Source organism: Gaiella occulta (assembly GCF_003351045.1).
Classification (GTDB): Bacteria; Actinomycetota; Thermoleophilia; order Gaiellales; family Gaiellaceae; genus Gaiella; species Gaiella occulta.
Genome location: NZ_QQZY01000006.1, coordinates 1 through 22,724 on the forward strand (window position 1 = coordinate 1; position 22,724 = coordinate 22,724).

Sequence of the window (22,724 nt, forward strand, 5' to 3'; positions counted from 1 at the left end):
CGTTCTCGGTTGACCCCTCGACCACCCCGAGCGGCACCTTCGTCCCGTCCGCGGTGACACCGAGCGCACCAACCATCGTGTGCCCGGCGAAGTCGAAGCCGTCGACGAACACGATCAGCCAGCGCTGATCGTCGAGCGGGCGGGAGCGAAACTCGGCGAGCCGCTCGGCGGTCGCGCTGATGAACCCGCGGCTCACCGAGCTCTGCGAGACACCGGACGCTTGCTGGGCGACCGCCTCGCCGACCGGCTCCAGCGCCTGCTGGTAGCGGCGCCCGGACAGCCCGGCGAGCAGCGAGGCGACCATCTGCTCGGCGAGCAGATCGACGGACGCGAGCGTGTCGTAGCTCTCCAGCCGCAACTCGGCCCCGTCGAGCGTCCGCACCCGCGGCCGCCGGATCGGCACGCGCCGGCCGCCCAACGTCACCCGCCCTGCCTCGCTTCCGTGTCGGTACGCGCTCCGGCCCCGGTCGTGCTTGCCTTTCGGGCCGGCGAGCTCGGTCACCTCCGCCTCCTGCAGCTCGCTCATCACCTCCAGACCGATCGCGACCGAGGCGGCCAACAGGCCCTCCCGCATCCGCTCGGCGAACAAGCCGAGCTGCTCGTCGACGTTCCCGGCCAGCCGCTCCACGAGCGACAGCTCCTCAACCGACGCCACAAGCCGTAGACCAGCGCGGCGCGCCGTCCCTGCTCTCTGTGATCCTTTCTTCACTGGTGGTCCTCCGTTGCTGACTCGACGGTGTGGAACCTCGAGCGTGCCCAACGGCACGGACGAGGCGGAGGACCGCCACCTCAAACTTCTACGACGCCCGGGTCAACCTCGTTTCCCGCGGCCACTCCTCAACCTCACGGAGTAGCGCGGCAACGAGCACAATCGCGGCGAGCGCGTTGGCTGCCGTGAATTGAGCCTCGGTGATGCGGTGAGCGGTGTTGTGGCGATTGAAGTCCTTGTACGTGGGTTCCGCTGCAACGGGGTTGAACTTCTCGAGTGCCTCGGCGCTCGTGAGGAAGATGCTCCGAATCCGGAGTTGAGCGATCGCAGCATCCTCGGGGTCGGTCGCGCGCATGTCCTTGGCGATGCGTCCCGTCCCTCCGTGGTCGAAGAAGACGTGACACGTCGATGTGAGGGCGCAGGCGGCGAGAGCCTGCGCGGCGCGGGAATGTCCGGCGCCTAGAGCGACTATCGCATCGCGTGCGGCGGCGCGCTCGAGCGCGAAGCCCTCGTCCTGACACGCGTCGAGAACAGCCAGCGCGTCGTCGAGAACCTCGTCCCTGTGCGCGAGCAGGATCATCTTGGCGTCTGCTGGATCAGCATCGAGCACCTCTTGGAGAATGGACGCCCGAGGCAGCCAGACCAGGCACACGTTCGACTGCCGGACGTGCTCAACGATGTCGAGTGCCTTGTCCTCATCGCCGAGGTCGCGCCAGTTCTTCGGCTGAGCCGCGAGAAACGCCTCGTGCCAACGACGAGCGACCTCCGCGAACTGCTTGCCGTAGTCGGGGAACTTCGGGAGCGGCAGCTCGGGAATCTTGAACTGCCACGTCTCGAACGTCGGGAGCGCGAGACTGGCAATCTGCTTCTGAATGCCGCTGACGTCGATGCTCCCCAGAGCGTTCTCGACCGCACGTTGCAGCGACTTGGTCGCGTCGGTGTTCACCCGCGACATCACCTCGCGCAGGCGCTTCATCGTCTCGTCCCAATCAGGCGGCAGGCCATACGACATGTGACCGAGCGTAGCCTTCTGGAAGACACATTCCGAGCGGACACCCTGGCTTCCGCGCTGATTACCAACCGAGCGAGCCGAAGGCATCCGTGATCTCGCCTCGGCTTCCAACGAGGTGGGTTGGAAACGGAGCGATTCGGCGGCCCTCACCTCCGCGATGGGTATATAAACGGGTATAAAATCGCGCTCCTCGCGCCCAGCGAGTAAACAAAAGGCCCTGCTATGCAGGGCCTTTCTAGTAGCGGGGGCAGGATTTGAACCTGCGACCTCCGGGTTATGAGCCCGGCGAGCTACCTGGCTGCTCCACCCCGCGACGCGGCGTCTATGATAGCAGCGCGCGCCGCTGTTAGCCTTGCGCCATGTTCGCCTTCTGGCTTGCGCTCGCCGTGTTCGGCGTCGCGGTGGTCGTCGCAGCCGCCTACGCGGTCGCGCGCGGGCTCGAGCTGTGGCGCCTTGTCAAGCGCACCGGGGCGATACTCGCCGCCGAGACGGAGCGGATCTCCCGCACGACGGCACAGATCGAGTCGCACCTCGCGAACGCATCCGCCGCCGCCGGGAGGCTGCACGAGGCGAACGAGCGCCTCGCCGTCGCGCGCGCCCGGCTCGACGTCCAGCGCGCCGCCCTGCGCGAGGCGCGGGCGCAGATGCGGCGGGTCTTCTGGTTCGTGCCCGGGATCTGACGGCGGCGGAGGGCGCGATTCCGCAGGCGGCGCGGGAATGCGCCGGCGGGCGAGGGCATGGGCTGCGGACGGCACATTGCTACGGTGGCGCGCGTGCGCGTCGCGGCGATCGACCTGGGTACCAACTCGACGCGCCTGCTCGTCGCCGACGTCGAGGACGGCCGCGTCGACGAGGTGGTGCGCCTGCTCGCGATCACCCGGCTCGGCGAGGGGGTCGACGAGCGGCGGCTGCTCCGACCCGAGCCGGTCGCCCGCGTCCACGCCGTCCTCGACGCCTACGCACGGGAGGTCGAGGAGCGCGGCGCGACACGGGTGCTCGCGGTGGCGACGAGCGCCGTCCGCGATGCGACGAACGGCGAGCGCTTCCTCGAAGGGCTGCGCGAGCGCTACGGCTTCGTCACGCTGCTGCTCGACGGACGCGAGGAGGCCGAGACGACCTTCCGCGGCGTCACCTCGGATCACCGCCTCGACCGCGAGACGCTCGTCGTCGACATCGGCGGCGGCTCCACCGAGCTGCTCGTCGGCGGCCCCGGCGGCGTCTCGTTCGCGACGAGCCTGCAGGCCGGCTGCGTGCGGCTGAGCGAGCGCTTCCTGCACACCGACCCGCCGACGGCAGGCGAGCTCGAGGCCGCCGCCGCCCACACACGACTGCTCCTCCCCGCCCTCGACGTCTCCGCGGCGGTCGGCGTCGCGGGCACGATCACGACGGTCGCGGCGATCGACCTCGGCCTCGCCGAGTACGACGCGGAGAGGATCCACGGCCACCGCATCTCGCGCGCGGCAGCCGAGCGCGCGCTCGCGCAGCTGTCGGCCCTCTCCCTCGCCGAGCGCGAGCGCGTCCCGGGCCTCGAGCCCGCACGCGCGCCGGTGATCGTCGGCGGCCTCGTCGTCCTCCGCGAGGTGCTGGAGCGCTACGGGCTCGACGAGATCGAGGCGAGCGAGCGCGACATCCTGCACGGCGCCGCGCTGGCCGCGGCCGGGCTCGGGGCTGCGGCGTGATCCGCGAGATCGTCGAGGTCGGCCACCCGGCTCTGCGCGAACGGGCGCGCGAGGTGCGCCCGCAGGAGCTCGGCTCGCCGGAGCTGCACCGGCTCTGCGACGACCTCGTCGAGACGATGCGCGCCGCGGGCGGCGCCGGCCTCGCGGCCCCGCAGGTGGCGGAGCTGCTGCGCGTGTTCGCGGTCGAGGTGCGCGACAACCCGCGCTACCCGTACAAGCCGCAGCTTCGCCTGCGCGTGCTCGTGAACCCGGTCGTCCGGCCCGTCGGCGAGGAGACCTACAGGAGCTTCGAGGGCTGCCTCAGCGTGCCCGGCCTGCGCGGGCTGCTGCCCCGGTACGCCGAGGTCGAGGTGGCCTACACGGACCCGCACGGCGGCACGCACGTGGAGCGCTTCGGCGGCCTCAGCGCCGGCACGATGCAGCACGAGCTCGACCACCTCGACGGCGTCCTCTTCCTCGACCGGGTCGACGACCCCTCGACCCTGTGCACGTGGGAGATGTTCCGGCAGTATCGCCAGGCAGCATGGCTCGAGGAGATCCGGCCGCTCCTCGATCGCTTCCCCGGAGAGGAGACCTCATGACGCTCGACGACTTCCCCCGCGTGCCGTTGCTCTTCGGCCCCTCACCCGTGCACCGGCTCGACCGCCTCTCCGCGCACCTCGGCGGGCACGTGGAGATCTGGGCGAAGCGCGAGGACTGCAACTCCGGCCTCGCCTACGGCGGCAACAAGACGCGTAAGCTCGAGTACCTCGCCGCCGACGCGCTGGCACAAGGCTGCGACACGCTCGTCTCGATCGGCGGCGTGCAGTCGAATCACACGCGGCAGGTCGCCGCGGTCGCGGCACGCCTGGGCCTGAAGTGCGTGCTCGTGCAGGAGCACTGGGTCGACTGGGACGACGCCGTCTACGACCGCGTCGGTAACATCCTGCTCTCGCGCATCATGGGCGCCGACGTGCGGCTCTCCGACGCGGGCTTCGACATCGGCTTCCGCAAGAGCTGGGAGGATGCGCTCGCCGAGGTGGAGGCGGCCGGTGGGAAGCCGTACCCGATCCCGGCAGGCGCCTCCGACCATCCCCTCGGCGGCCTCGGGTTCGCCCGCTGGGCCGGCGAGGTGGCCGCGCAGGAGGCGGAGCTCGGCGTCTTCTTCGACACGATCGTCGTCTGCTCGGTGACCGGCTCGACGCAGGCCGGGATGATCGCCGGCTTCGCGGGACAGGAGCGGCCGCGCACGGTGCTCGGCATCGACGGCTCGGCAACGGTGCCGCAGACGTGGGATCAGATCGCGCGGATCGCCCGGCGCACCGCGGAGGCGGTCGGGCTCGGCCGGCGGGTCGTTGACGAGGAGATCGTGCTCCTCGACGAGTGGCACGCCGGCACGTACGGCATCCCCGACGCGAAGACGATCGAGGCGATCCGCCTCTGCGCCCGTCTCGAGGGCATGCTCACCGACCCGGTCTACGAGGGGAAGTCGATGGCGGCGCTGATCGACCTCGTCAGAGACGGCCGCATCGAGCCGGGCTCGAAGGTGCTGTACGCGCACCTCGGCGGGCAGCCTGCGCTCAACGGCTACGCCGGCGCCTTCTGAGCCAGACGCGTACGGTCGGCGGAGACGCGCGACGCCGCGCGCCGGCGGGGCCGGTGGCGAGCTACCCGCCCGCCGGTGGAGCGACTCGCGGAAGCCTGCCGAGGACGTCGTCGACGGCCGCGGCAGGGACGACGACCACCCCGTCCGCATCACCGACGACGAGGTCGCCGGGCTCGACCCGTCGTCCGCCGCACTCGATGACCGTACCGACCTCCCCCGCGAGGTCCGTCTGCGGCGCCGTGGGGATGCTCGCAACCGCGAACACCGGGAAGCCGAGCTCTTCGATCAGAGCGACGTCACGCACCGCGCCGTCCACCACGATCCCCACGATCCCCCGCTCCTGCGCGCGAAGCGACAGCCGGTCGCCCCAGAGCGCGCGCTCGAGGAACCCCGCGCCGTCGATCACGATCACGTCTCCCGGGCCGGCGATCTCGAGCGCCTCCTTCACCGACGGGTGCTGCCCGGGCGGGGTGCGCACGGTGAACGCCCGCCCCGAGACGCGCGCCCCGGGCCACATCGGCCTGATCCGTGCATCCATCGCGATCCCGCCTCCGGCTGCGTCGCTGAGGTCGGCGGTTGCGGGAACGGGTGCGCCCATCGCGCTTGATCGTAGCACTACCCAAGTAGTAGCTTTACCGGATGGGCCGCACGCTCGCCGAGAAGATCCTCCTCGCCCATACGGATGCCGACACGCTCGCTCCCGGCGACGTCGTGATGGTGCGCTGCGACGTCGTGATGACGAACGACATCTCGGGCCCGATGGCCTTCCGTGCGATGGAGCGGATGGGTGCGGCAAGGGTCTTCGATCCCGGGAAGGTCGTGATCGTGCCCGATCACTTCGTCCCCGCGAAGGACGAGCGCTCCGCCGCCCTCCAGAAGCTCCTGCGCGACTGGGCCCACGAACAGGGCGTCGCGTACTACGAGCAGGGTCGCGGCGGCATCGAACATCAGGTGCTCGTCGAGGAGGGCTGGGTTGTCCCCGGCTCGGTGATCGCCGGCGGCGACTCACACACGTGCACCTACGGCGCGCTCGGGTCGTTCGGCACGGGGCTCGGGTCGACGGACATCGCGGCCTGCCTCGCCTCGGGAGCCTTCTGGCAGGCGGTGCCAACGACGATCCAGGTCGAGCTCACGGGCACCCGTCGACCCTTCGTCACCGGGAAGGACGTGATCCTCGCGGTGATCGGCGAGCTCGGCGTGTCGGGCGGCCTCGGATCGGTGCTCGAGTTCGTCGGCGACGGCGCCGAGGGGCTCTCGCTCGACGAGCGGCTCGCGGTTGCGAACATGGCCGTCGAGGCGGGTGCGGAGACCGGCCTGTTCCCGGCCGACGCGGCCGTGGCGGCGTACCTGGACGGACGCACGACACGCCCCTGGGCGGCCGAGCACAGCGACGCGGACGCCCAGTACGAGGGCTCGGTGCTCATCGACCTCGAGAGCGTCCCCCCGCTCGTCGCCCTCCCCCACTCCCCCGGGAACGTCGTCCCCGTGTCGGAGGCGAAAGGACGTGCGATCGACCAGGTGTACATCGGCAACTGCGCGAACGGGACGATCACCGACCTCCGCCAGGCCGCGGAGATGCTCCGCGGCCGGACCGTGCACAGGCGCACCCGTCTCATCGTCGTCCCGGCCTCGCAACGGGTGTACCGGCAGGCGCTGGCCGAAGGGCTGCTCGACGTGTTCGCCGCCGCCGGGGCGCTCGTCTCGGCGCCGAGCTGCGGCGCCTGCTTCGGCGGCAGCGGCGGCATCCTGGCCGCCGGCGAGGCCGCAATCACGACGACGAACCGCAACTTCCGGGGCCGGATGGGAGCGGGCGAGTCCTCGGTCCACCTCGCGAACGCCTGGGTCGCCGCGGCGGCCGCGGTGGCGGGCGAGATCGTGGATCCGGCCGACCTCGGGGTGGCCTCGTGATCGCGGGGCGCGCGGTCGTCGTCCCGCAGGACGACGTCGACACGGATGTGCTCTACCCCGGGCCGTTCCTGAACGTCACCGACGTGACGCAGATGAAGGCGCACCTCTTCGAAGGCCTCGACCCCGCGCTGCGCGGACGCCTCGGAGGCGACACGGCGCTCGTCGTCGGCGCGAACTTCGGCTGCGGCTCCTCGCGAGAGCATGTGCCGCAGGCCATGCGGGCCGCCGGGATCCGCTTCCTCGTCGGCCGCAGCTTCGCCCGGATCTTCCATCGCAACGCCGTCAACCTCGGCCTGCCCGCCGTCGTCTGCGCGGAGGCGGTCGACGCCTGCACGGAGGGGTCCCGGCTCGAGCTCGACTTCGAGCGGGGCACGATCGCTGTCGACGGCGCGCCGTTCCCCATCTCGCCGGTCGCGCCGTTCATGCGCGCGATCTTCGCCGCCGGCGGGCTGGAGCCGTGGATGCGCGATCGGCTTGACACTACTACCCTGGTGGGATAGCTTCGGCCACCGTGGCAGTCGAGGTTCGTCTGGAGCGCCTCTCCGAGCAGATGGAGTACGGAACGGTCTCGCGCTGGCTCAAGCGCGAGGGCGACGCGGTGGCGGCCGGCGAGCCGATCGTCGAGGTCGAGGCCGAGAAGGTGACCGTCGAGGTCATCGCTCCGGTCAGCGGCGTGTTGACGTCGATCCTCGCCGTCCAGGGCGACGAGTTCCGCGTCGAGACACCGATCGCCCTCATCACCGAGGACGCGTAGCGCCGTGAGCGACGCGACGCTCGCGGAGCTCGAGGACTTCCTCGCCCGCATGTGGGCGATCCGCGCGTTCGAGCTGCGCGCCCTCGATCTCTTCGGCGAGAAGCAGATCCGCGGGTCCGTGCACCCGTACATCGGCATGGAGGCGATCGCGGTCGGCGCGTGCGCGGCGCTCCGACCCGACGACCTCATCACGAGCACGCACCGCGGTCACGGGCACTGCATCGCGAAGGGCCTCTCGCTCGAGCGGATGATGGCCGAGATCATCGGTCGCTCCGACGGGTACTGCCGCGGCAAGGGCGGCAGCATGCACATCACCGCGATCGAGAACGGCATGCTCGGCGCCGACGCCATCGTGGCGGGCTCGAGCGCGATCGCGGTCGGGGCCGCGCACGGGCTCAGGCTCAGGGGCAGCGACGCCGTCGTCGTGTGCTTCTTCGGCGACGGCGCCTCGAACCAGGGCATCCTCCACGAGGCCTGCAATCTCGGCGCCGTCCTCCGGGCGCCCGTCGTCTTCGTGTGCGAGAACAACGAGTGGGCGATCTCGACGCCCGTCTCGGCGACCACGCGGATCGAGAACATCGCCGACAGGGCGGCCGGCTACGGCTTCCCGGGTGTGATCTGCGACGGGAACGACGTGCTCGCGATGCGCGAGGCGACGTCCGCCGCCGTCGCACGTGCCCGCGCCGGCGACGGCCCGACGCTGATCGAGGCGAAGAGCTACCGCATCACGGCGCACTCCGCAGCGACCACGACGGATCTCCGTCCGGCCGAGGAGCTCGACTCCTGGCGGCGACGCGACCCCATCGTCCGGATCACCAAGCTGCTCGAGGAGCGCGGCGTCGAGACGGAGCGGATCGAGGCGATCGAGCTGGAGGCGCGCACGGCCGTGGCCGCCGCGGTCGAGTTCGCGCTCGCCTCGCCGCGCCCCGAGCCCCCGCAGGAGAGCGAGGACGTCTACGCGCCGTCGACCTGGACGGCGGACGGGAGGCTCGCGTGAGCGACCGGCCGGCGCGCGAGATCACCATGGCGCAGGCGCTCAACGAGGCGCTGCACGAGGAGATGGCGCGCGAACCAGGCGTCTTCGTGGTGGGCGAGGACATCGCACAGCTCGGCGGCCTGTTCCAGGTCACGTCCGGGCTGCTCGAGCGGTACGGGCCGCAGCGCGTGATCGACGCCCCGATTTCCGAGGCGGCCCAGGCCGGCGCCGGCGTCGGCGCCGCGCTCGTCGGGTGCCGGCCGGTGATCGAGCTCCAGATCGCCGACTTCGTGACGCTGACGATGGATCAGATCGTCAACCACGCGGCGAAGTGGCGCTACATGTCCGGCGGGCAGGTGAGCGTGCCGATGGTACTGCGGGGCGCGATCTCGAGCGGGATCGGGATGGCCGCGCAGCACTCCCAGACGCTCGAGGCGTGGTTCGTCCACGCCCCGGGCCTCGTGGTCGTCATGCCCTCGACCCCGTACGACGCGAAGGGTCTGCTCAAGAGCGCCATCCGCGAGGACAACCCCGTCGTCTTCCTCGAGAAGCGGCTGCTCTACAGCCGGCTCGGCGAGGTGCCGGCGAGCGAGTACATGGTGCCGATCGGCGTCGCCGACGTGAAGCGCCCGGGCAAGGACGTGACCGTCGTCGCGTACGCGCAGGGCGTGCACCTGGCGCTGCAGGCGGCCCGCCGCGTCGCACCCGACGGGATCGATCTCGAGGTGGTGGACATCCGCACGCTGCGGCCGCTCGATCTCGAGACGATCCTCGACTCGGTGCAGAAAACCGGCCACCTCGTCGTCGTGAGCGAGGGCGCGAGGACGGGGAGCGTCGCAAGCGAGATCGTCGCCCGGGTCGTCGAGAGCGCGTGGGACTCGCTGCGCTCCGCTCCCGTGCGGGTCACAGCGAAGGACACGCCGATTCCGTACGCGGCCGCCCTCGAGCGGGCAGTCCTGCCCCAGGTCGACGACGTGGTCGCCGCGGTGCGCGCCCTCGTAGAGCCGACGACAGCAGGAGGCGACTGACATGGAAAGGATCGAGCAGCTCCAGCGGGGCATGGCGGAGCTCGGCGTGGATGCCCTGTTCCTGCGGCTCCCCGAGAACGTGATGCTCGCCGCAGGGTGGTGGGTCCAGATTCCCGGCCTCGGCATCGCGGTGGTGCCGCGCGAGGGGCGACCCGCTCTCCTCATCCCCGAGTACGAGGCGCACGAGCTCTCCGACCGCTGGACGGGCGACACGCTCACGTTCCCGGCGATCCGCTTCGACGGCCCGGGCGCCGCCACCGAGATCCCGCGCCTGCTCGGCGAGTTCGTCGCGGACAGGGAGCTCCAGGGGGCTGCGGTCGGGTACGAGGGAAGCTTCGAGTCGATCGCCCCGGCGCAGATCGACGGCGAGCCGAACATGATCGGCATCCCCACCCTCGATCTCATCCGCTCGGCCTTCGGGACGCAGCAGCTCGTCGACGCGACCGGCCTGCTCGAGCGGGTCAAGGCCGTCAAGACCGAGTACGACCTCGAGCGGCTGCGCATCACGAACGAGGTCGCGATGATCGGGCTGAACGCGTTCAAGGAGCACGCGCTCCCCGGGCGCAGCGAGGCGGAGATCGCCGCCGAGGTCGGCCGGGCGATCGTCGCGGAGGGCCACGGCTACCGCGGCGCGCGGGTCGTCCGCTGCTACCCGACGGTCTGGTCGGGTCGCGAGACCGCGACGGGCTGGCAGTACTTCCGCTCACGCAACCGGGCGGTCGAGCGCGACGACGTCGTGATGATCGAGCTCGGGACCGTCGTCGACGGCTACTGGGCCGACCACACGCGGACGGTGGTCGCGGGCACCGCCACCCAACGGCAGCGCGACGCGATGGCCGCGGTGCTCGCCGCCCAGGACGCCGCGTTCGCGGCCGCCGTCCCCGGAGCCACCGGCGACACCGTCGACCGGGCCGCACGCGAGACCTGCGCGGCGGCGGGCTTCGAGCAGTTCCCCCACCACACCGGGCACGGCGTCGGGTTCCGCTACCACGAGGCGATGCCCTGGCTGACGAAGGGCAGTGAGCAGGCGGTCGCCGCGAACATGGTGATCGTCGCCGAGCCGGGAATCTACGCCGACGGTCTCGGCGGCTTCCGCTCGGAGGACGACGCGTTCGTGACCGCCACCGGCGCGGTCCGTCTCGCGGAGACGAGCTATGGGCTCGACTGACGGTCTCCCCCCTCTCGACCCCGCGTTCGAGGTGCCCGACGGGTACGTCGCGTCGCTCTTCCGCCTCGCAGGCCGCGTGGCCGTCGTGACGGGCGGCGGCAGCGGCCTCGGCGCGGCGATGGCCAAGGGCCTCGCCCAGGCGGGGGCCGCGATCGCGGTGGTCGACATCAACGACGACGGCGCCGCCCAGACTGTCGCGACGATCGAGCGTCAGGGAGGCCGGGCCATCGCCGCGCACTGCGACGTGACCGACAGGACCGCGGTCGACGAGCTCGCCGACCGCGTCGTCGCGGAGCTCGGCTCGGCCGACGTGCTCGTGAACAGCGCGGGGATGGCGTACCGGAGCCCGGCGGAGGAGTTTCCCGAGGATCGCTTCGACGCGATCGTGGCGCTCAACCTCAAGGGCACGTACCTCCCCTGTCAGGCGTTCGGGAGGAAGATGCTCGCGCAGGGACGGGGCAGCATCGTGAACCTCGCGTCCATCGGCGGCTTCGTCGGCTACCCCCACGCCAGCGCGTACGTGGCGACCAAGGGCGCGGTCGTGCAGCTCACCCGCGTGCTCGCGCTCGAGTGGATCGACCGGGGCGTACGGGTCAACGCGATCGGGCCGGGGCTGTGCGACTCGCCGCTCACGCGAGCCCGCGCGCTCGAGTCGTCGGTGACGAGCGACTTCATCAAGGCCCGGTCCCTCCGCCCCGAGCCGATCCTCCCGCGGGAGACGGTCGGGGCGGCGATCTTCCTCGCAAGCGACGCGTCGGCCCGCGTCACCGGGCACACGCTGATGGTGGACGACGGGTACCTGACCGCGTAGCGCATTGACGTTTTACTCCCCAAGTAGTAAGTTCACGCGACTGGTGCGAAGTGGCACTATCGGACCGAAGGAGGCTGAATGAACGTGAGCTTCGATCGCCACGACACGGCGATCATGGATGCCGTCGAGGGGGTGGCCTCCGGACAGCTCAGCCGCTCCGATTTCCTGCGGCGCGCCGGGATGCTCGGACTCTCGGCGGCGACGATCGGTGCCGTGCTCGCCGCGGCGGGCAAGGCGACTGCCGCCGACCTCGTCGACGCGAGAGCCTTCGCGGGCGACACCGTTCGCATGCTGATCGTCGCCGAGGGCGACGAGAAGGGCATCAAGGACAAGACCCCCGCGTTCGAGAAGGCGACGGGGATCAAGCTGCAGACGACCGCGCTGCCGGTCGGCCCGCTGCTCGAGAAGGCCAACCAGAGCATCAAGGCGCCCGACGCGACCTACGACGTGATCATGGTGCTCGGTTTCGCGGTCTCGCAGATGGTGGGCGGCGGCTTCTTCACGCCGCTGAACGAGTACGTGAAGAAGGCACCGGCAAACTGGAGCTTCTCGGACTTCCCGAAGGGCCAGCTCAACTACGTCGGGTACTTCTCCCCCTCGAAGAAGAGCTTCGGCGGGTCGACTCTCTATCTCGTTCCCGGCCTGCACGGCGGCTCGGTGATCTTCTTCTACCGAAAGGATCTTCTCGAGGCGGCCGGCCTGGCAGTGCCGAAGACGTGGGCGCAGTACCTCGCCGCGGCGAGGAAGCTCAACGCCGGCGGCGTCGCCGGGAACTCGATGATCGCCAAGTCCGGCGACGTGTCGATGTTCCTCGTCGACTGGTACACGCGGTTCACGACGAGCGGGGGCAAGTTGATGACCGGCTCGCCCGCCACGAAGAACTTCAGCCCCCGGCTCAACAGCCCGGCGGCCGTGGCGGCCCTGCAGCACATGGTGGACTGCACCGAAGCGGCCTCGGACGGCGTGCTGTCCTACGACTTCACGGCCTCGGTCGACGCGTTCTCGGCCGGGAAGACCGCAATGATGCTCCTGTGGTCGACGATCGCGGGGCCGCTGTTCAACCCGAAGAGCTCGAAGGTCGCCGCCAAGACGGGCGTCGCCCTCAACCCGGGCGTCGGCGCGAACCGCGGGCGCGCGGTGCGCGGCGGCTGGGGACTCGGGATCCCGAAGAACTCGAAGGTCAAGGACGCCGCATGGACGACGATCGCGTATTTCACGTCGAAGGCGTACGAGCAGTACCAGACGGGGACGTACCAGACCGATCCGAGCCGGAAGTCGACCTACGCCGCGCCGGCACTGGTGAAGAAGCTGCCGTACCTCCCGACCGCCGGTGCCGTGTTCGACAGGGCGACGATCCTCGAGATCGCTCGCGTGCCCGAGACCTTCGAGATGATCACCGCCGCGTCAGAGGAGTTCGCCGGCGCGCTGTCGGGCTCCACGAGCGCCAAGGAAGCCTGCGCGAAGGCCAACGACAGGTGGACGAAGATCCTCAAGCGCGGGGGGCATCTGAAGTAGCGGGCAGGGCCTGAGTCGTGTCCGACACCGCACCCGCGGAGGACCTCGAGAAGCAGGACATGACCTCGCACGCCGCTCCGACCCAGCGGCGTCGCGAGGTCCTGCTCCTCCTCGGGCCCGCGATCGTCTACCTGCTGGCGTTCTCGGTCTACCCGCTCGTCGTCAGCCTCGCGCGCTCGTTCCAGAGCTACGACACGCAGGCCGACTCCTGGACGTGGGTCGGCCTCGGCAACTACCGGGAGCTCTTCACGAGCGCCGAGTTCTGGGACGTCGCCGGCAACACGGCGATCCTGACGCTCGCCGGGGTGACGACCCAGATCGTGCTCGGCACGGCGCTGGCACTCTTCTTCAACCAGCAGCTGCGCGGAGCGACGATCGTCCGGGGCATCCTCATCCTCCCGATGCTGCTCACGCCCGTGGTCGTCGGGCTGATGTGGCGGGCGCTCCTGAACCCCGAGTGGGGCCTCTTGAACTGGGTCTTCGTCGAGACGGGCGTCGGTCAGGTCGGGTGGCTCTCCGATCCGAGCGTCGCCCTGTGGACGCTCGTCGTCGTCGACTCGTGGCAGTGGACGCCGTTCGTGTTCGTGATCGTGTACGCGCGGCTCCAGGCCCTCCCCGTCGAGGTCTTCGAGGCGGGGGCGGTCGACGGCGCGAGTTGGTTCCAACGGACGCGGTACCTGACGCTCCCGCTCCTCGTCCCCGCGATCGTGTTCGCCGGCGTGTTCCGGGCGATCGACGCCTTCCGCACGTTCGACCTCGTCTACGGGCTGACCAACGGCGGACCCGTCCATGCGACGTCCACCCTCTCGTTCGAGGCGTTCCAGAACGGGTTCGAGTTCTTCCGCTACGGGTACGCGTCGGCGATCGCCTACGTGATGGTGGTCGTCGCCATGATCGGAGTGACCGTGCTGTTCAAGATCGTCAACCCGCGCAAGCTGGAGACGGCGTGACGCGGATCGTCGCACGCGTCGTCTCGTATCTCCTCCTCGTGTTCATCGGGCTCGTGGGGATCGCACCCTTCGTATACCTTCTCGTCCTCTCGTTCAAGGCGCGCATCGACATCCTCGATGTCCCGCCGTCGCTGCGCTTCGAGTGGGCGCAGATCAGGGAGAACTACGACGTCGTCATCCACGAGAAGCAGTACCTCACCTTCCTGAGGAACTCCGTGTTCGTGACGGGAGTCTCGACCGCCGTCGCCCTCCTCCTCGGCGTCCCCGCCGGCTACGCGTTCTCCCGTCTGCGCTTCCGCGGGAGCGAGACGTGGGCCTCCACGATCCTCAGCTTCCGCTTCATGCCGCCGGTGGCGGTGGCGATCCCGATCTTCCTCCTGATCAGGCACGCGGGGCTGACGAACAGCTACGCCGGGCTCATCCTCCCGTACGTCGCCTTCTCCCTCCCGCTCGTCATCTGGATCATGATCGGGTTCTTCGACGAGATCCCGGCGGAGATCGACGAGGCGGCCATGGTCGACGGCCTCACCCGCCCGCAGGTCCTGCTGCGCGTGCTGCTCCCGCTGGCGCGACCCGGGATGCTCGTCGCCGCGACCTTCGGCGTCATCTTCATCTGGAACGAGTTCCTCGTCGGCCTCTACGTCGTCAACACGCCCGACCGCGAGACGGTGCCGCTCGCCGCCGCCTCCCTGCTCACCGTCGAGAGCCCGATCGAGTGGAACATCGCCGCGACGGTTGGCGTCCTCACGGTCATCCCGACCCTCGTCTTCACGATGGTCGTGCAGCGGTACATCGTCCGCGGGATCACGGCGGGGGCGGTGCGCTAGTGGCGGCCGTCCGGTTCGATCGGGTCGGGAAGGTCTATCGCGACGGGACGCGCGCGGTCCGCGACTTCACCCTCGAGATCGCCGACGGCGAGTTCATGGTCTTCGTCGGCCCCTCGGGGTGCGGCAAGACGACGGCGCTGCGCATGCTCGCGGGGCTCGAGGCGATCACCGAAGGAGAGGTCAGCATCGGCGGCGCCGTGGTGAACTCCCTCCACCCGCGCCGGCGCGACATCGCCATGGTCTTCCAGAACTACGCGCTCTACCCGCACATGACCGTGTACCGCAACATCGCGTTCGCGCTGAAGGTCCGCAAGACGTCCCCCGAGGAGATCCGGAGGCGTGTCGAGGACGCGGCGCGGATCCTCGGCCTGACCGACCAGCTCCAGAAGAGGCCCGCGCAGCTCTCGGGCGGCCAGCGGCAGCGCGTCGCGATGGGGCGGGCGATCGTGCGTGCTCCGCAGGCGTTCCTGATGGACGAGCCGCTCTCGAACCTCGACGCGAAGCTCCGCGTCCAGATGCGCGGCGAGATCGCCCGCATCCAGCGGGAGCTCGGCACGACCACGATCTACGTCACCCACGACCAGGTCGAGGCGATGACGATGGGGCACCGCGTGGCCGTGCTGCGCAGGGGCGAGCTCCAGCAGGTCGACGCCCCGCAGCGCCTCTACGACGGCCCGGCGAACCTCTTCGTCGCGAGCTTCATCGGCAGCCCCGAGATGAACCTCGTGCAGGCCGTCCTCGACCGCGTCGACGGCGGGCTCGCCTGCCGCGTCGGCGAGCAGACGCTGGACGTCCCGGCCGAGGTTCTCGCCGGCCGGCCGGCGCTCGAGCGCTACGTCGGCAGGACGATCGCCCTCGGCATCCGCCCCGAGCACCTCGAGGACGCACGGGTCGCCGACGCCCGCGTCGGCTCCGGGCGCCTGCGCGGGCGCGTGACCGCGACGGAGCCGCTCGGCTCCGACCTCCTCGCCTACGTCGAGGTCGCGGCAGCGCCCGTCGTCACCGAGGAGCTCCTCGAGGTCGCGGGGGATGCCGACCGGGCCCTGGCCGACGACCTGCGCGCCGAGGCCGGCCGCAGACGGACGAGCGTCGTCGCCCGGTTTTCCATCGACTCCCGCGCCCGCCCGGGCGACGACGTCGACGTCGCCGTGGAGACGGCACGCCTCCACTTCTTCGACCTCGAGACCGAAGCCGCGATCACCGCGTAACGGCCATGAGCACCTGGCACCGTGAAGCAGCGGTCATCGTGTCGGGCGCTCTACGCGAACGCCTTGACCGCGAGGAACCCGCCGTCGGCGACGATCGTCGTGCCGGTGACGTAGCTCGCGGCATCCGACGCCAGGAACACGAGGACGCTCGCGATCTCGGAGACGTCGCCGATCCGGCCGAGCGCGTTCGCGCGCCGCACCTTGTCGAGGAAGCTGCCGGCCTCCTCGACGTTCATCCCGGAGAGATCGCGCTCGAGCATCGGCGTGTCGATCGTCCCGGGCGCGATCGCGTTGACCCGGATGCCGTGCCGGCCGACCTCCACGGCGAGCGCTCGCGCGGCGGCGACGAGCCCGGCTTTGGCGGCGCCGTAGACCACGCAGCCCGGCATCGTCGTGTAGGCCTGCACCGACGACGTGAAGACGATGCTGCCGCCGCCCCTTGCGCGCAGCGCGGGAAGCGCGAGCTGCGCACAGAGCAGCGCGCCCTTGAGGTCGATGTCGAGGATCCAGTCGATATCGTCCTCGCTCATGCTCTCGAATTCCACGTACCGGCCCACGGCCGCGTTCGCGAACATGACATCGAGCCCGCCGAACGTCGAGACGGCCGTGTCGACCAACCGCTCCACGTCCGCACGGACGCGAACGTCGCCGGCGCTCGGAGCGGCCTCGCCGCCCACGCTCCGCACCGCCGCGACCGTCTCCTCGAGACCGTCGAGCGCGACGTCGTTCACGACGACCTGCGCCCCCGCCGCCGCGAGCGCCAGCGCAGCCCCACGCCCGATCCCCGATCCGGCGCCCGTTACCACCGCGACCTTCCCGCTCAAGACGCTCACCGCTCTTCCTCCTCTCGGCTCGACACAACCGTCGTCACCCGGGGCCAGGTGCTGGAACTGACCCTACTACTAAGGTAGTTTGTCCTCAATGAACGAAGGTCTCGTCGATCGGCTCAGGATCCTGGGGATGTCACTCTATGAGGCTCGGGTCTACCTCGGCCTCCTGCGCCACGGCCCGCAGAACGGCAACGAGGTCGCGAAGTCCGCCGGGATCCCGTCCTCGAAGGTGTACTCGACCCTCGAGAAGCTGGCGAGCGAGGGGATCGTCCACACGGTGACGACCGGCTCCGGGACGCAGTACATCTCCATCGCCCCGGACGAGCTCGTGCACCGGTTCCGGCAGGAGTTCGACGAGCCGATCGACTACCTCGAGAAGACCCTGCCGGGACTGGCCGCCTTCGAGCCGGCGAGCGAGGTGTTGACCGTGACGACGCTCGCAGCGATCCGCGAGAACAGCAGGTTCATCGTCTCCGACGCGAGCCGCGAGCTGTACGTCTCCATCTGGCAGGACGACATGGAGGATCTCCGCGACGCGCTCGAGGCCGCCCACGGGCGCGGAGTGCGCGTCTTCGGGATGCTCTACGGGGACGAGGTTCCCGAGGGGATCGGCTCGTGGATGCTGCACAGCTACCAGCAGATCGTCGCCGACCGCCTCGGGGGCCGGATGCTCACCGTCGTCGCCGACGGCGAGGAGGCGCTCATCGCCCATATCCCCCACCACGGCCAGGCGAGCGGCGTGCGCACGCGGAACCCCGTCCTGACGCTGATCGCGCAGGAGTACGCCCACCACGACCTCGTCCTGCAGCGTGCCCAGCTCCAGATCGGGTTCGACGAATGGGACCGCTGGTGGCTCGCCGACCCCGACCTCCGCACCATCATCCTCGGCAAGTCGCTCGAGACGGACGAGCACGCACCCGCGACGCGCCGCACGAAGGAGGAGGGGGAACCGCCGCGATGACGCAGACCGTGGAGAGGAGCGCGATCCGCCCGCTCGTGCTTCTCGGCGAGCCCGTCGAGGGCGCCGAGCAGGCGGCCGTCCTCTTCCCGTTCGACGGCACGACGGTCGCCCGCGTGTGGCTCGCCGGCGAGGGCCAGATCGAGCTCGCGCTGCGGGGGGCGGCCGCCGCCGAGCGCGAGGTGGCGGCGCTGCCGCCGTTCCGGCGGGCGGAGATCCTCCTCGCGGCCGCCGACCTCGTGCTGGCCCGCGAGGACAGGCTCGCCGAGCAGATGACCCGCGAGACCGGGAACGCGGTGTGGGAGACGAAGCTCGAGGTGCAGAGGACGGCCGAGATCCTGCGGCTCAGCGCGGACGAGGCGCGGCGCGTGTCCGCCGCCGGCGAGCACGTCCCCATCGACGCCGTCCCTCGCGGCGAGGGCCGGATCGGCTTCACGCGACGGTTCCCCGTGGGCACCGTGCTCGCGATCACGCCGTACAACGCGCCGCTCCTCCTCGTCGCGCACAAGCTCGGCCCCGCGCTCGCGGCCGGCTGCCCCTGCATCGTCAGGCCGGCGTCGAAGACCCCGCTCTCGGCGCTGTCCCTCGGTGAGATCTTCCTCGAGGCGGGAGCTCCGCCGGCCGCGGTCACGGTGATCCCGTGTCGGACCGAGCTCGCCGAGAGGATGGCGCGCGACGAGCGCGTGAAGATGGTCTCCTTCACGGGAAGCGTCCCGGTCGGCTGGCACCTCAGACAGGTCGCCGCGACCCCGCGGGTCACCCTCGAGCTCGGCGGCAACGGGGCCGTCATCGTCCACGAGGACGCGAATCTCGACTACGTCGCCGAGCGCTGCGCCTTCGGCGGCTTCCTGCGCGCCGGCCAGGCGTGCATCTCGGTGCAGCGCCTCTTCGTCCACACGGCGGTCTACGACGCGCTCGCCGAGAAGCTCCTCGCGAAGATCGCCGCGCTCACGACGGGCAACCCGCTCGACGAGTCGACGCTCGTCGGCGGGCTCATCGACGAGGGGGCGGCCGCGAACGCGATGTCGCTGATCGACGAGGCGCGGGCGGCCGGAGCGACGGTGCTGTGCGGCGGGACACGGGAGGGAACCGTCGTCGCGCCCACCCTGCTCGCCGACGTCCCCCTCGATCTGCGCGTCTGCACGGACGAGGCGTTCGCCCCCATCGTCGTCCTGCAGCGCTACGAGGACGTCGACCGGGCGATCGAGATCGCAAACAGCTCGCGCTTCGGGCTCCAGGCAGGGCTCTTCACGAACGACATCCGCATCATCCAGCGCGCCTTCGAGAGGCTCGAGGTCGGAGCGCTCATCGTCAACGACGTGAACACCTTCAGGGTCGACCAGATGCCGTACGGAGGGGTCAAGCAGTCCGGCTACGGCCGTGAGGGGATGCGCTACGCGATCCGCGAGATGACCGAGGAGCGCCTCCTCGTCATCGATCCGCGGTAGCGGCTCGAGGGACGCGAGCGTGGCCGACGCACATCCGACGCCGCCGCAGCCGTCCCCGGGCCGGCTCGAAGCGCTCGCGTCGCTCGAGCGCCGGGTGCTGTGGCTCGCGGTGCGGATCGTCGACTACGCGAACCGGGAGCGGCCGAAGGGCGACGATCTGAAGGTGGGCGGCCACCAGGCGTCGTCGGCGTCGATGGCGACGCTGCTGACGGCGCTCTACCTGGCCGATCTGCGGGCGGAGGACCGGGTATCCGTGAAGCCGCACGCCTCGCCGCTGCTGCACGCGCTCGAGTACCTGCTCGGGCGGCTGGATCGCTCGTACCTGACGCGCCTGCGCGACTTCGGCGGGCTGCAGTCGTATCCGTCGCGGACGAAGGATCCCTTCCCGGTCGACTATTCGACGGGGTCGGTGGGGCTCGGCTCGGCGGCGCCGCTGTTCGGGGCGCTCGCCGACCGCTACGTCGAAACCCACTTCGGCTCGTCGACCGGCGGCCGCTTCATCTCGCTGCTCGGCGACGCCGAGCTCGACGAGGGAAACGTGTGGGAGGCGCTGGCGGAGCCGCTCGCCCGCCGGCTCGGCAACGTGCTCTGGATCGTCGATCTCAATCGGCAGTCGCTCGACCGCGTCATCCCCGGGATCCGCGCCGCCGAGCTCGAAGCGCAGTTCCGAGCGAACGGCTGGGAGGTGATCGAGCTCAAGTACGGGCGCCGACTGCGCGCCGCCTTCGAGCGCGACGGCGGCGAGCTGCTACGGCGTCGCATCGACGAGATGCCGAACGAGGCCTATCAGGCGCTCTTCGGCGCGGGTGACGAGCACGTCCTCGACGCCGTGCTGGAGCCGTTCTCGGGCGCGGAGCGCGACGCCGTCGCAGCACTGCTCGCCGACGGCGCGGGCGCGCTCGTGCGCGACCTCGGTGGGCACGACCTCGCCGACGTGCTCGGCGCCCTGCGACGCGCGCGCGCGACGCGCGATCGCCCGACCGTGCTGTTCGCGTACACGATCAAGGGGTACGGGCTCGAGATCGCCGGCCGGCCGCAGAACCACTCTGCCCTCCTCAGCGCCGAGCAGATCGACCGCTTCCGGGCGGCGGTCGGGCTCACGCCCGAGACGGAATGGGACGCGTTCGCACCGGAGACGGCCGAGGGTCTGATCCTCGCCGCCGCCCGGGCGCGGCTCGACCGTGGCGACCGGCCTGCGGCCGCCGCCGTCCCCGTCCCCGCCTCGCTCGAGACCCGCGACACGGCCTCCACGTCGACGCAGGCCGCCTTCGGCCGGATCCTGCTCGAGCTCTCCCGCGTCGAGGGCCTCGGCGAGCGGCTCGTGACGGTGAGCCCCGACGTCGCCGTGTCGACGAACCTCGGCGGGTTCGTCAACAAGACGGGCGTCTGGGGCCCCGAGGCCGAGCCGGTGTACGACGCGATGGAGGACTCACCGCTCAAGTGGCGGGTCGACCCCGCCGGGCAGCACGTGGAGATGGGGATCGCCGAGATGAACCTCGTGCTCATGCTCGGGCAGCTCGGGCTGACGTGGGACTTCCAGCGCGAGCGGCTCATCCCCTTCGGCACCGTCTACGACCCGTTCGTGATGCGGGCCCTGGAAGGCATCGTCTACTCCACCTACTCGGGGTCGCGGTTCGTCCTCGTCGGCACGCCGTCGGGGATCTCGCTCTCCCGCGAGGGCGGCGCGCACCAGTCGCTCAACACGCCGGGCATCGGCATCGAGACGCCGGGTCTCAGCTACGCCGAGCCGTGCTACGCACGCGAGCTGGAGTGGCTCCTGCTCGACGGCATCCGGCGCCTGCAGGACCCCGACGGCGAGGCGCTCTACCTGCGTCTCTCGACCAGGCCGGTCGACCAGGGCCCGTTCACGGCCGCCGCCGCCCGGCGCGGCGAGGGGGCGCTGCGCGCGGACGTCGTCCAGGGAGGCTTTCGGCTGCGAGAGCCCGGAACCGCGAGCGACGACCGCGTCATCCTCGCGGCGTGCGGCGCGATCGTGCCCGAGGCACTCGCCGCGGCCGAGCTGCTCGCCGAGGAGGAGGGCGTCGAGGCCACCGTCCTCTGCCTCTCGTCTCCCGACCGGCTGTACCGCGGCTGGCAGGCGGCGACGACCGCCCCGCTGCGAGGGGGCGACTCGCGCGCCCCCAGCCACCTCGAGCGGCTGGTGCCGGCCGGGGAGCGCGGCCTCCCCGTCGTCACGGTGATCGACGGCGCGAGCCACGCGCTCTCGTTCCTCGGCTCGGCGCTCGCGACCCGGTGCATCCCCCTCGGCGTCGACCGCTTCGGCCAGACCGGCTCCCAGCCCGAGGTCTATGCCGAATACGGCATCGACGCCGCCTCGATCGCCACCGCCGCGCTCGTCGCGCTCGAGCCCTAGCCGGCGCCGGCTGCGGCGAGCAGCCCCTGCACGTAGCCGACGGCATGCAGCCGGCCGAGCGTCGGGTACCCGGGCACGACGACCGTGTCGCCGGTGAGGGCCGGTGAGTGGTCGGTGCGCAACGGCGCCTCGACGCCTGCGTCGCGGTAGGCGCGGATGCACGCTGCCATGTCCGTCGGGCCGTCGTCGACGAACGTCTCGACGAAGCGCTCGGGCGTCCCACGGACGTCGCGGAAGTGCACGAAGTGGATCCGCCCCTCGGCGCCGAAGCGGCGGATCGCGGCCGGCAGGTCGTCGGTCATCAGCGCGACGTTGCCCTGGCACATCGTCATCCCGTTCGCAGGACTGTCGTCGAGCGCGAAGACGCGGTCGTAGGCGTCGAGCGAGCGGATGATCCTGCCGATCCCGCGCAGCGGCGAGAGGGGAGGATCGTCGGGATGGAGCGCGAGGCGCACTCCGGCCTCCTCGGCCACCGGCACGACCCGCTCGAGGAACCAGCCGAGCGTCTCCCACAGGAGCTCCTCCGCCACGGGCGCGCCGGGCGCGGCAACTGCGCCCTCCCAGACGTCGAGGTCGAACGCGGTCACGGTCGCGCCGCCCCGTGCTGGCAGCGCCGGCGAGGTGCGCGACCACGGAACGACCGCCATCCAGTTGTAACAGAGAACCTCGATGCCGAGCCGGCCCATGTTGCGGACGAGCTCGAGAACGTTCGCGAGCTCCTCGTCCCGGCCGGGGAGACCGAGGCGGAGGCGGTCCATCGGCGGGTTGTCCTCGATCACGGTGAGCCGGAAGCCGGCGTCCTCGACCTGCCGCTGGTAGAGGGCGAGCGGGCCGTAGGCCCACGGCTGCTCCGGTGCGTGTGCGCGCCAGTCGACGAACGAGCGCGGCAACACGCCCGTCGCCTCCTCGACGCCGATCTGACGGAGCTGGGCCCACGCCTCGGTCGGACGCGGCTCGAGCAGGATCTCGGCGAGGCGGAGCACG

The 22,724-nt window shown here is 71.0% G+C and carries 23 protein-coding genes and 1 tRNA gene; 18 read left to right on the forward strand and 6 right to left on the reverse strand.

Going from position 1 to position 22,724, the window contains the following annotated elements; translation table 11 throughout:
- The 3 genes from Gocc_RS11560 to Gocc_RS11570 form a co-directional block, all read right to left on the reverse strand.
- The coding region (locus Gocc_RS11560; RefSeq protein ID WP_181813621.1) for a transposase at positions 1 to 655 on the reverse strand (655 nt) is incomplete at its 3' end.
- Between the two features lie 142 nt (positions 656 to 797).
- Positions 798 to 1,721: a hypothetical protein gene (locus tag Gocc_RS11565; RefSeq protein ID WP_114796732.1), complete on the reverse strand. Its 924-nt coding sequence runs from the start codon at positions 1,719 to 1,721 to the stop codon at positions 798 to 800.
- A gap of 239 nt (positions 1,722 to 1,960) precedes the next feature.
- Positions 1,961 to 2,034, reverse strand: a tRNA-Met gene (locus Gocc_RS11570).
- 46 nt (positions 2,035 to 2,080) lie between these two features.
- On the opposite strand from Gocc_RS11570, the gene Gocc_RS11575 reads away from it, so the two are divergent.
- From Gocc_RS11575 to Gocc_RS11590, 4 genes are all read left to right on the forward strand, one after another.
- Complete coding sequence (locus Gocc_RS11575; RefSeq protein ID WP_114796733.1) at positions 2,081 to 2,401, forward strand: hypothetical protein; 321 nt, start codon at positions 2,081 to 2,083, stop codon at positions 2,399 to 2,401.
- An 84-nt stretch (positions 2,402 to 2,485) separates the two neighbouring features.
- Positions 2,486 to 3,400, forward strand: a complete 915-nt coding sequence (locus tag Gocc_RS11580; RefSeq protein ID WP_220150589.1) for a Ppx/GppA phosphatase family protein — start codon at positions 2,486 to 2,488, stop codon at positions 3,398 to 3,400.
- Positions 3,397 to 3,981 (forward strand): peptide deformylase, encoded by a 585-nt coding sequence (def, locus tag Gocc_RS11585; RefSeq protein WP_114796735.1) that lies wholly within the window; start codon positions 3,397 to 3,399, stop codon positions 3,979 to 3,981. Before Gocc_RS11580 ends, def begins: the two co-directional genes overlap by 4 nt.
- The gene (locus Gocc_RS11590; protein ID WP_114796736.1) at positions 3,978 to 4,985 is read left to right on the forward strand and encodes a 1-aminocyclopropane-1-carboxylate deaminase; all 1,008 of its coding nucleotides are present in this window, start codon (positions 3,978 to 3,980) and stop codon (positions 4,983 to 4,985) included. Before def ends, Gocc_RS11590 begins: the two co-directional genes overlap by 4 nt.
- A 61-nt stretch (positions 4,986 to 5,046) precedes the next feature.
- Here the strand turns inward: Gocc_RS11590 and Gocc_RS11595 are convergent, their stop codons facing one another.
- Positions 5,047 to 5,583, reverse strand: coding sequence for an RraA family protein (locus Gocc_RS11595; protein WP_114796737.1), 537 nt, complete (start codon positions 5,581 to 5,583; stop codon positions 5,047 to 5,049).
- A 41-nt stretch (positions 5,584 to 5,624) separates the two neighbouring features.
- Here Gocc_RS11595 and Gocc_RS11600 point away from each other — a divergent pair, with 41 nt between their 5' ends.
- The 11 genes from Gocc_RS11600 to Gocc_RS11650 all read left to right on the forward strand — a co-directional run bounded on the left by Gocc_RS11600 (position 5,625) and on the right by Gocc_RS11650 (position 16,130).
- A complete protein-coding gene (locus Gocc_RS11600; protein ID WP_114796738.1) occupies positions 5,625 to 6,893 on the forward strand; it encodes a 3-isopropylmalate dehydratase large subunit in 1,269 nt (422 codons plus the stop codon).
- Positions 6,890 to 7,393: a LeuD/DmdB family oxidoreductase small subunit gene (locus Gocc_RS11605; RefSeq protein WP_220150590.1), complete on the forward strand. Its 504-nt coding sequence runs from the start codon at positions 6,890 to 6,892 to the stop codon at positions 7,391 to 7,393. The genes Gocc_RS11600 and Gocc_RS11605 overlap by 4 nt, the downstream gene beginning before the upstream one ends.
- Positions 7,394 to 7,404: 11 nt before the next feature.
- A complete protein-coding gene (locus Gocc_RS11610) occupies positions 7,405 to 7,647 on the forward strand; it encodes a biotin/lipoyl-containing protein (RefSeq protein ID WP_220150591.1) in 243 nt (80 codons plus the stop codon).
- Positions 7,648 to 7,651: 4 nt separating this feature from the next.
- On the forward strand, positions 7,652 to 8,644 hold the full coding sequence (locus Gocc_RS11615; RefSeq protein ID WP_220150592.1) for a thiamine pyrophosphate-dependent dehydrogenase E1 component subunit alpha: 993 nt from the start codon (positions 7,652 to 7,654) through the stop codon (positions 8,642 to 8,644).
- Positions 8,641 to 9,651: an alpha-ketoacid dehydrogenase subunit beta gene (locus Gocc_RS11620; protein WP_220150593.1), complete on the forward strand. Its 1,011-nt coding sequence runs from the start codon at positions 8,641 to 8,643 to the stop codon at positions 9,649 to 9,651. The genes Gocc_RS11615 and Gocc_RS11620 overlap by 4 nt, the downstream gene beginning before the upstream one ends.
- 1 nt (position 9,652) lies before the next feature.
- A complete protein-coding gene (locus tag Gocc_RS11625) occupies positions 9,653 to 10,819 on the forward strand; it encodes a M24 family metallopeptidase (protein WP_114796739.1) in 1,167 nt (388 codons plus the stop codon).
- A complete protein-coding gene (locus tag Gocc_RS11630) occupies positions 10,806 to 11,630 on the forward strand; it encodes an SDR family NAD(P)-dependent oxidoreductase (protein WP_114796740.1) in 825 nt (274 codons plus the stop codon). The genes Gocc_RS11625 and Gocc_RS11630 overlap by 14 nt, the downstream gene beginning before the upstream one ends.
- A 78-nt stretch (positions 11,631 to 11,708) precedes the next feature.
- Entirely contained in the window at positions 11,709 to 13,145 is a 1,437-nt protein-coding gene (locus tag Gocc_RS11635; RefSeq protein WP_114796741.1) for an extracellular solute-binding protein, read from the forward strand.
- 17 nt (positions 13,146 to 13,162) lie between these two features.
- A complete protein-coding gene (locus Gocc_RS11640; RefSeq protein WP_114796742.1) occupies positions 13,163 to 14,095 on the forward strand; it encodes a carbohydrate ABC transporter permease in 933 nt (310 codons plus the stop codon).
- On the forward strand, positions 14,092 to 14,922 hold the full coding sequence (locus Gocc_RS11645) for a carbohydrate ABC transporter permease (protein ID WP_114796743.1): 831 nt from the start codon (positions 14,092 to 14,094) through the stop codon (positions 14,920 to 14,922). The genes Gocc_RS11640 and Gocc_RS11645 overlap by 4 nt, the downstream gene beginning before the upstream one ends.
- On the forward strand, positions 14,922 to 16,130 hold the full coding sequence (locus Gocc_RS11650; protein ID WP_114796744.1) for an ABC transporter ATP-binding protein: 1,209 nt from the start codon (positions 14,922 to 14,924) through the stop codon (positions 16,128 to 16,130). The genes Gocc_RS11645 and Gocc_RS11650 overlap by 1 nt, the downstream gene beginning before the upstream one ends.
- Positions 16,131 to 16,180: 50 nt before the next feature.
- Here Gocc_RS11650 and Gocc_RS11655 read toward each other — a convergent pair whose 3' ends face one another.
- Complete coding sequence (locus Gocc_RS11655) at positions 16,181 to 16,963, reverse strand: SDR family NAD(P)-dependent oxidoreductase (RefSeq protein ID WP_181813622.1); 783 nt, start codon at positions 16,961 to 16,963, stop codon at positions 16,181 to 16,183.
- A gap of 88 nt (positions 16,964 to 17,051) precedes the next feature.
- Between Gocc_RS11655 and Gocc_RS11660 the strand changes: the two genes are divergently transcribed.
- Genes Gocc_RS11660 through Gocc_RS11670 form a run of 3 tightly spaced genes read left to right on the forward strand, consistent with a single transcriptional unit; the run spans position 17,052 to position 21,740 of the window.
- Positions 17,052 to 17,921 (forward strand): TrmB family transcriptional regulator, encoded by an 870-nt coding sequence (locus Gocc_RS11660; protein WP_114796746.1) that lies wholly within the window; start codon positions 17,052 to 17,054, stop codon positions 17,919 to 17,921.
- The gene (locus Gocc_RS11665; protein WP_181813624.1) at positions 17,918 to 19,366 is read left to right on the forward strand and encodes an aldehyde dehydrogenase family protein; all 1,449 of its coding nucleotides are present in this window, start codon (positions 17,918 to 17,920) and stop codon (positions 19,364 to 19,366) included. The genes Gocc_RS11660 and Gocc_RS11665 overlap by 4 nt, the downstream gene beginning before the upstream one ends.
- A gap of 19 nt (positions 19,367 to 19,385) precedes the next feature.
- Positions 19,386 to 21,740, forward strand: coding sequence for a transketolase-like TK C-terminal-containing protein (locus Gocc_RS11670; protein ID WP_114796748.1), 2,355 nt, complete (start codon positions 19,386 to 19,388; stop codon positions 21,738 to 21,740).
- Here the strand turns inward: Gocc_RS11670 and Gocc_RS11675 are convergent.
- Positions 21,737 to 22,723 carry a mannonate dehydratase gene (locus Gocc_RS11675; protein WP_114796749.1) on the reverse strand — a complete coding sequence of 329 codons (987 nt, stop codon included), beginning with the start codon at positions 22,721 to 22,723 and terminating at the stop codon, positions 21,737 to 21,739. The two genes, Gocc_RS11670 and Gocc_RS11675, sit on opposite strands and share 4 nt — an antisense overlap.
- Position 22,724: the final 1 nt, after the last annotated feature.

What these genes read in the sequence shown, in the direction of transcription:
- Gocc_RS11665 (WP_181813624.1), top strand. Translation starts at nt 17,918, where the DNA reads ATGACGCAGACCGTGGAGAGGAGCGCGATCCGCCCGCTCGTGCTTCTC.
- Gocc_RS11625 (WP_114796739.1), top strand. Translation starts at nt 9,653, where the DNA reads ATGGAAAGGATCGAGCAGCTCCAGCGGGGCATGGCGGAGCTCGGCGTG.
- Gocc_RS11630 (WP_114796740.1), top strand. Translation starts at nt 10,806, where the DNA reads ATGGGCTCGACTGACGGTCTCCCCCCTCTCGACCCCGCGTTCGAGGTG.
- Gocc_RS11600 (WP_114796738.1), top strand. Translation starts at nt 5,625, where the DNA reads ATGGGCCGCACGCTCGCCGAGAAGATCCTCCTCGCCCATACGGATGCC.
- Gocc_RS11575 (WP_114796733.1), top strand. Translation starts at nt 2,081, where the DNA reads ATGTTCGCCTTCTGGCTTGCGCTCGCCGTGTTCGGCGTCGCGGTGGTC.
- Gocc_RS11635 (WP_114796741.1), top strand. Translation starts at nt 11,709, where the DNA reads ATGAACGTGAGCTTCGATCGCCACGACACGGCGATCATGGATGCCGTC.
- Gocc_RS11590 (WP_114796736.1), top strand. Translation starts at nt 3,978, where the DNA reads ATGACGCTCGACGACTTCCCCCGCGTGCCGTTGCTCTTCGGCCCCTCA.
- Gocc_RS11595 (WP_114796737.1), bottom strand. Translation starts at nt 5,583, where the DNA reads ATGGGCGCACCCGTTCCCGCAACCGCCGACCTCAGCGACGCAGCCGGA.
- Gocc_RS11565 (WP_114796732.1), bottom strand. Translation starts at nt 1,721, where the DNA reads ATGTCGTATGGCCTGCCGCCTGATTGGGACGAGACGATGAAGCGCCTG.
- Gocc_RS11660 (WP_114796746.1), top strand. Translation starts at nt 17,052, where the DNA reads ATGAACGAAGGTCTCGTCGATCGGCTCAGGATCCTGGGGATGTCACTC.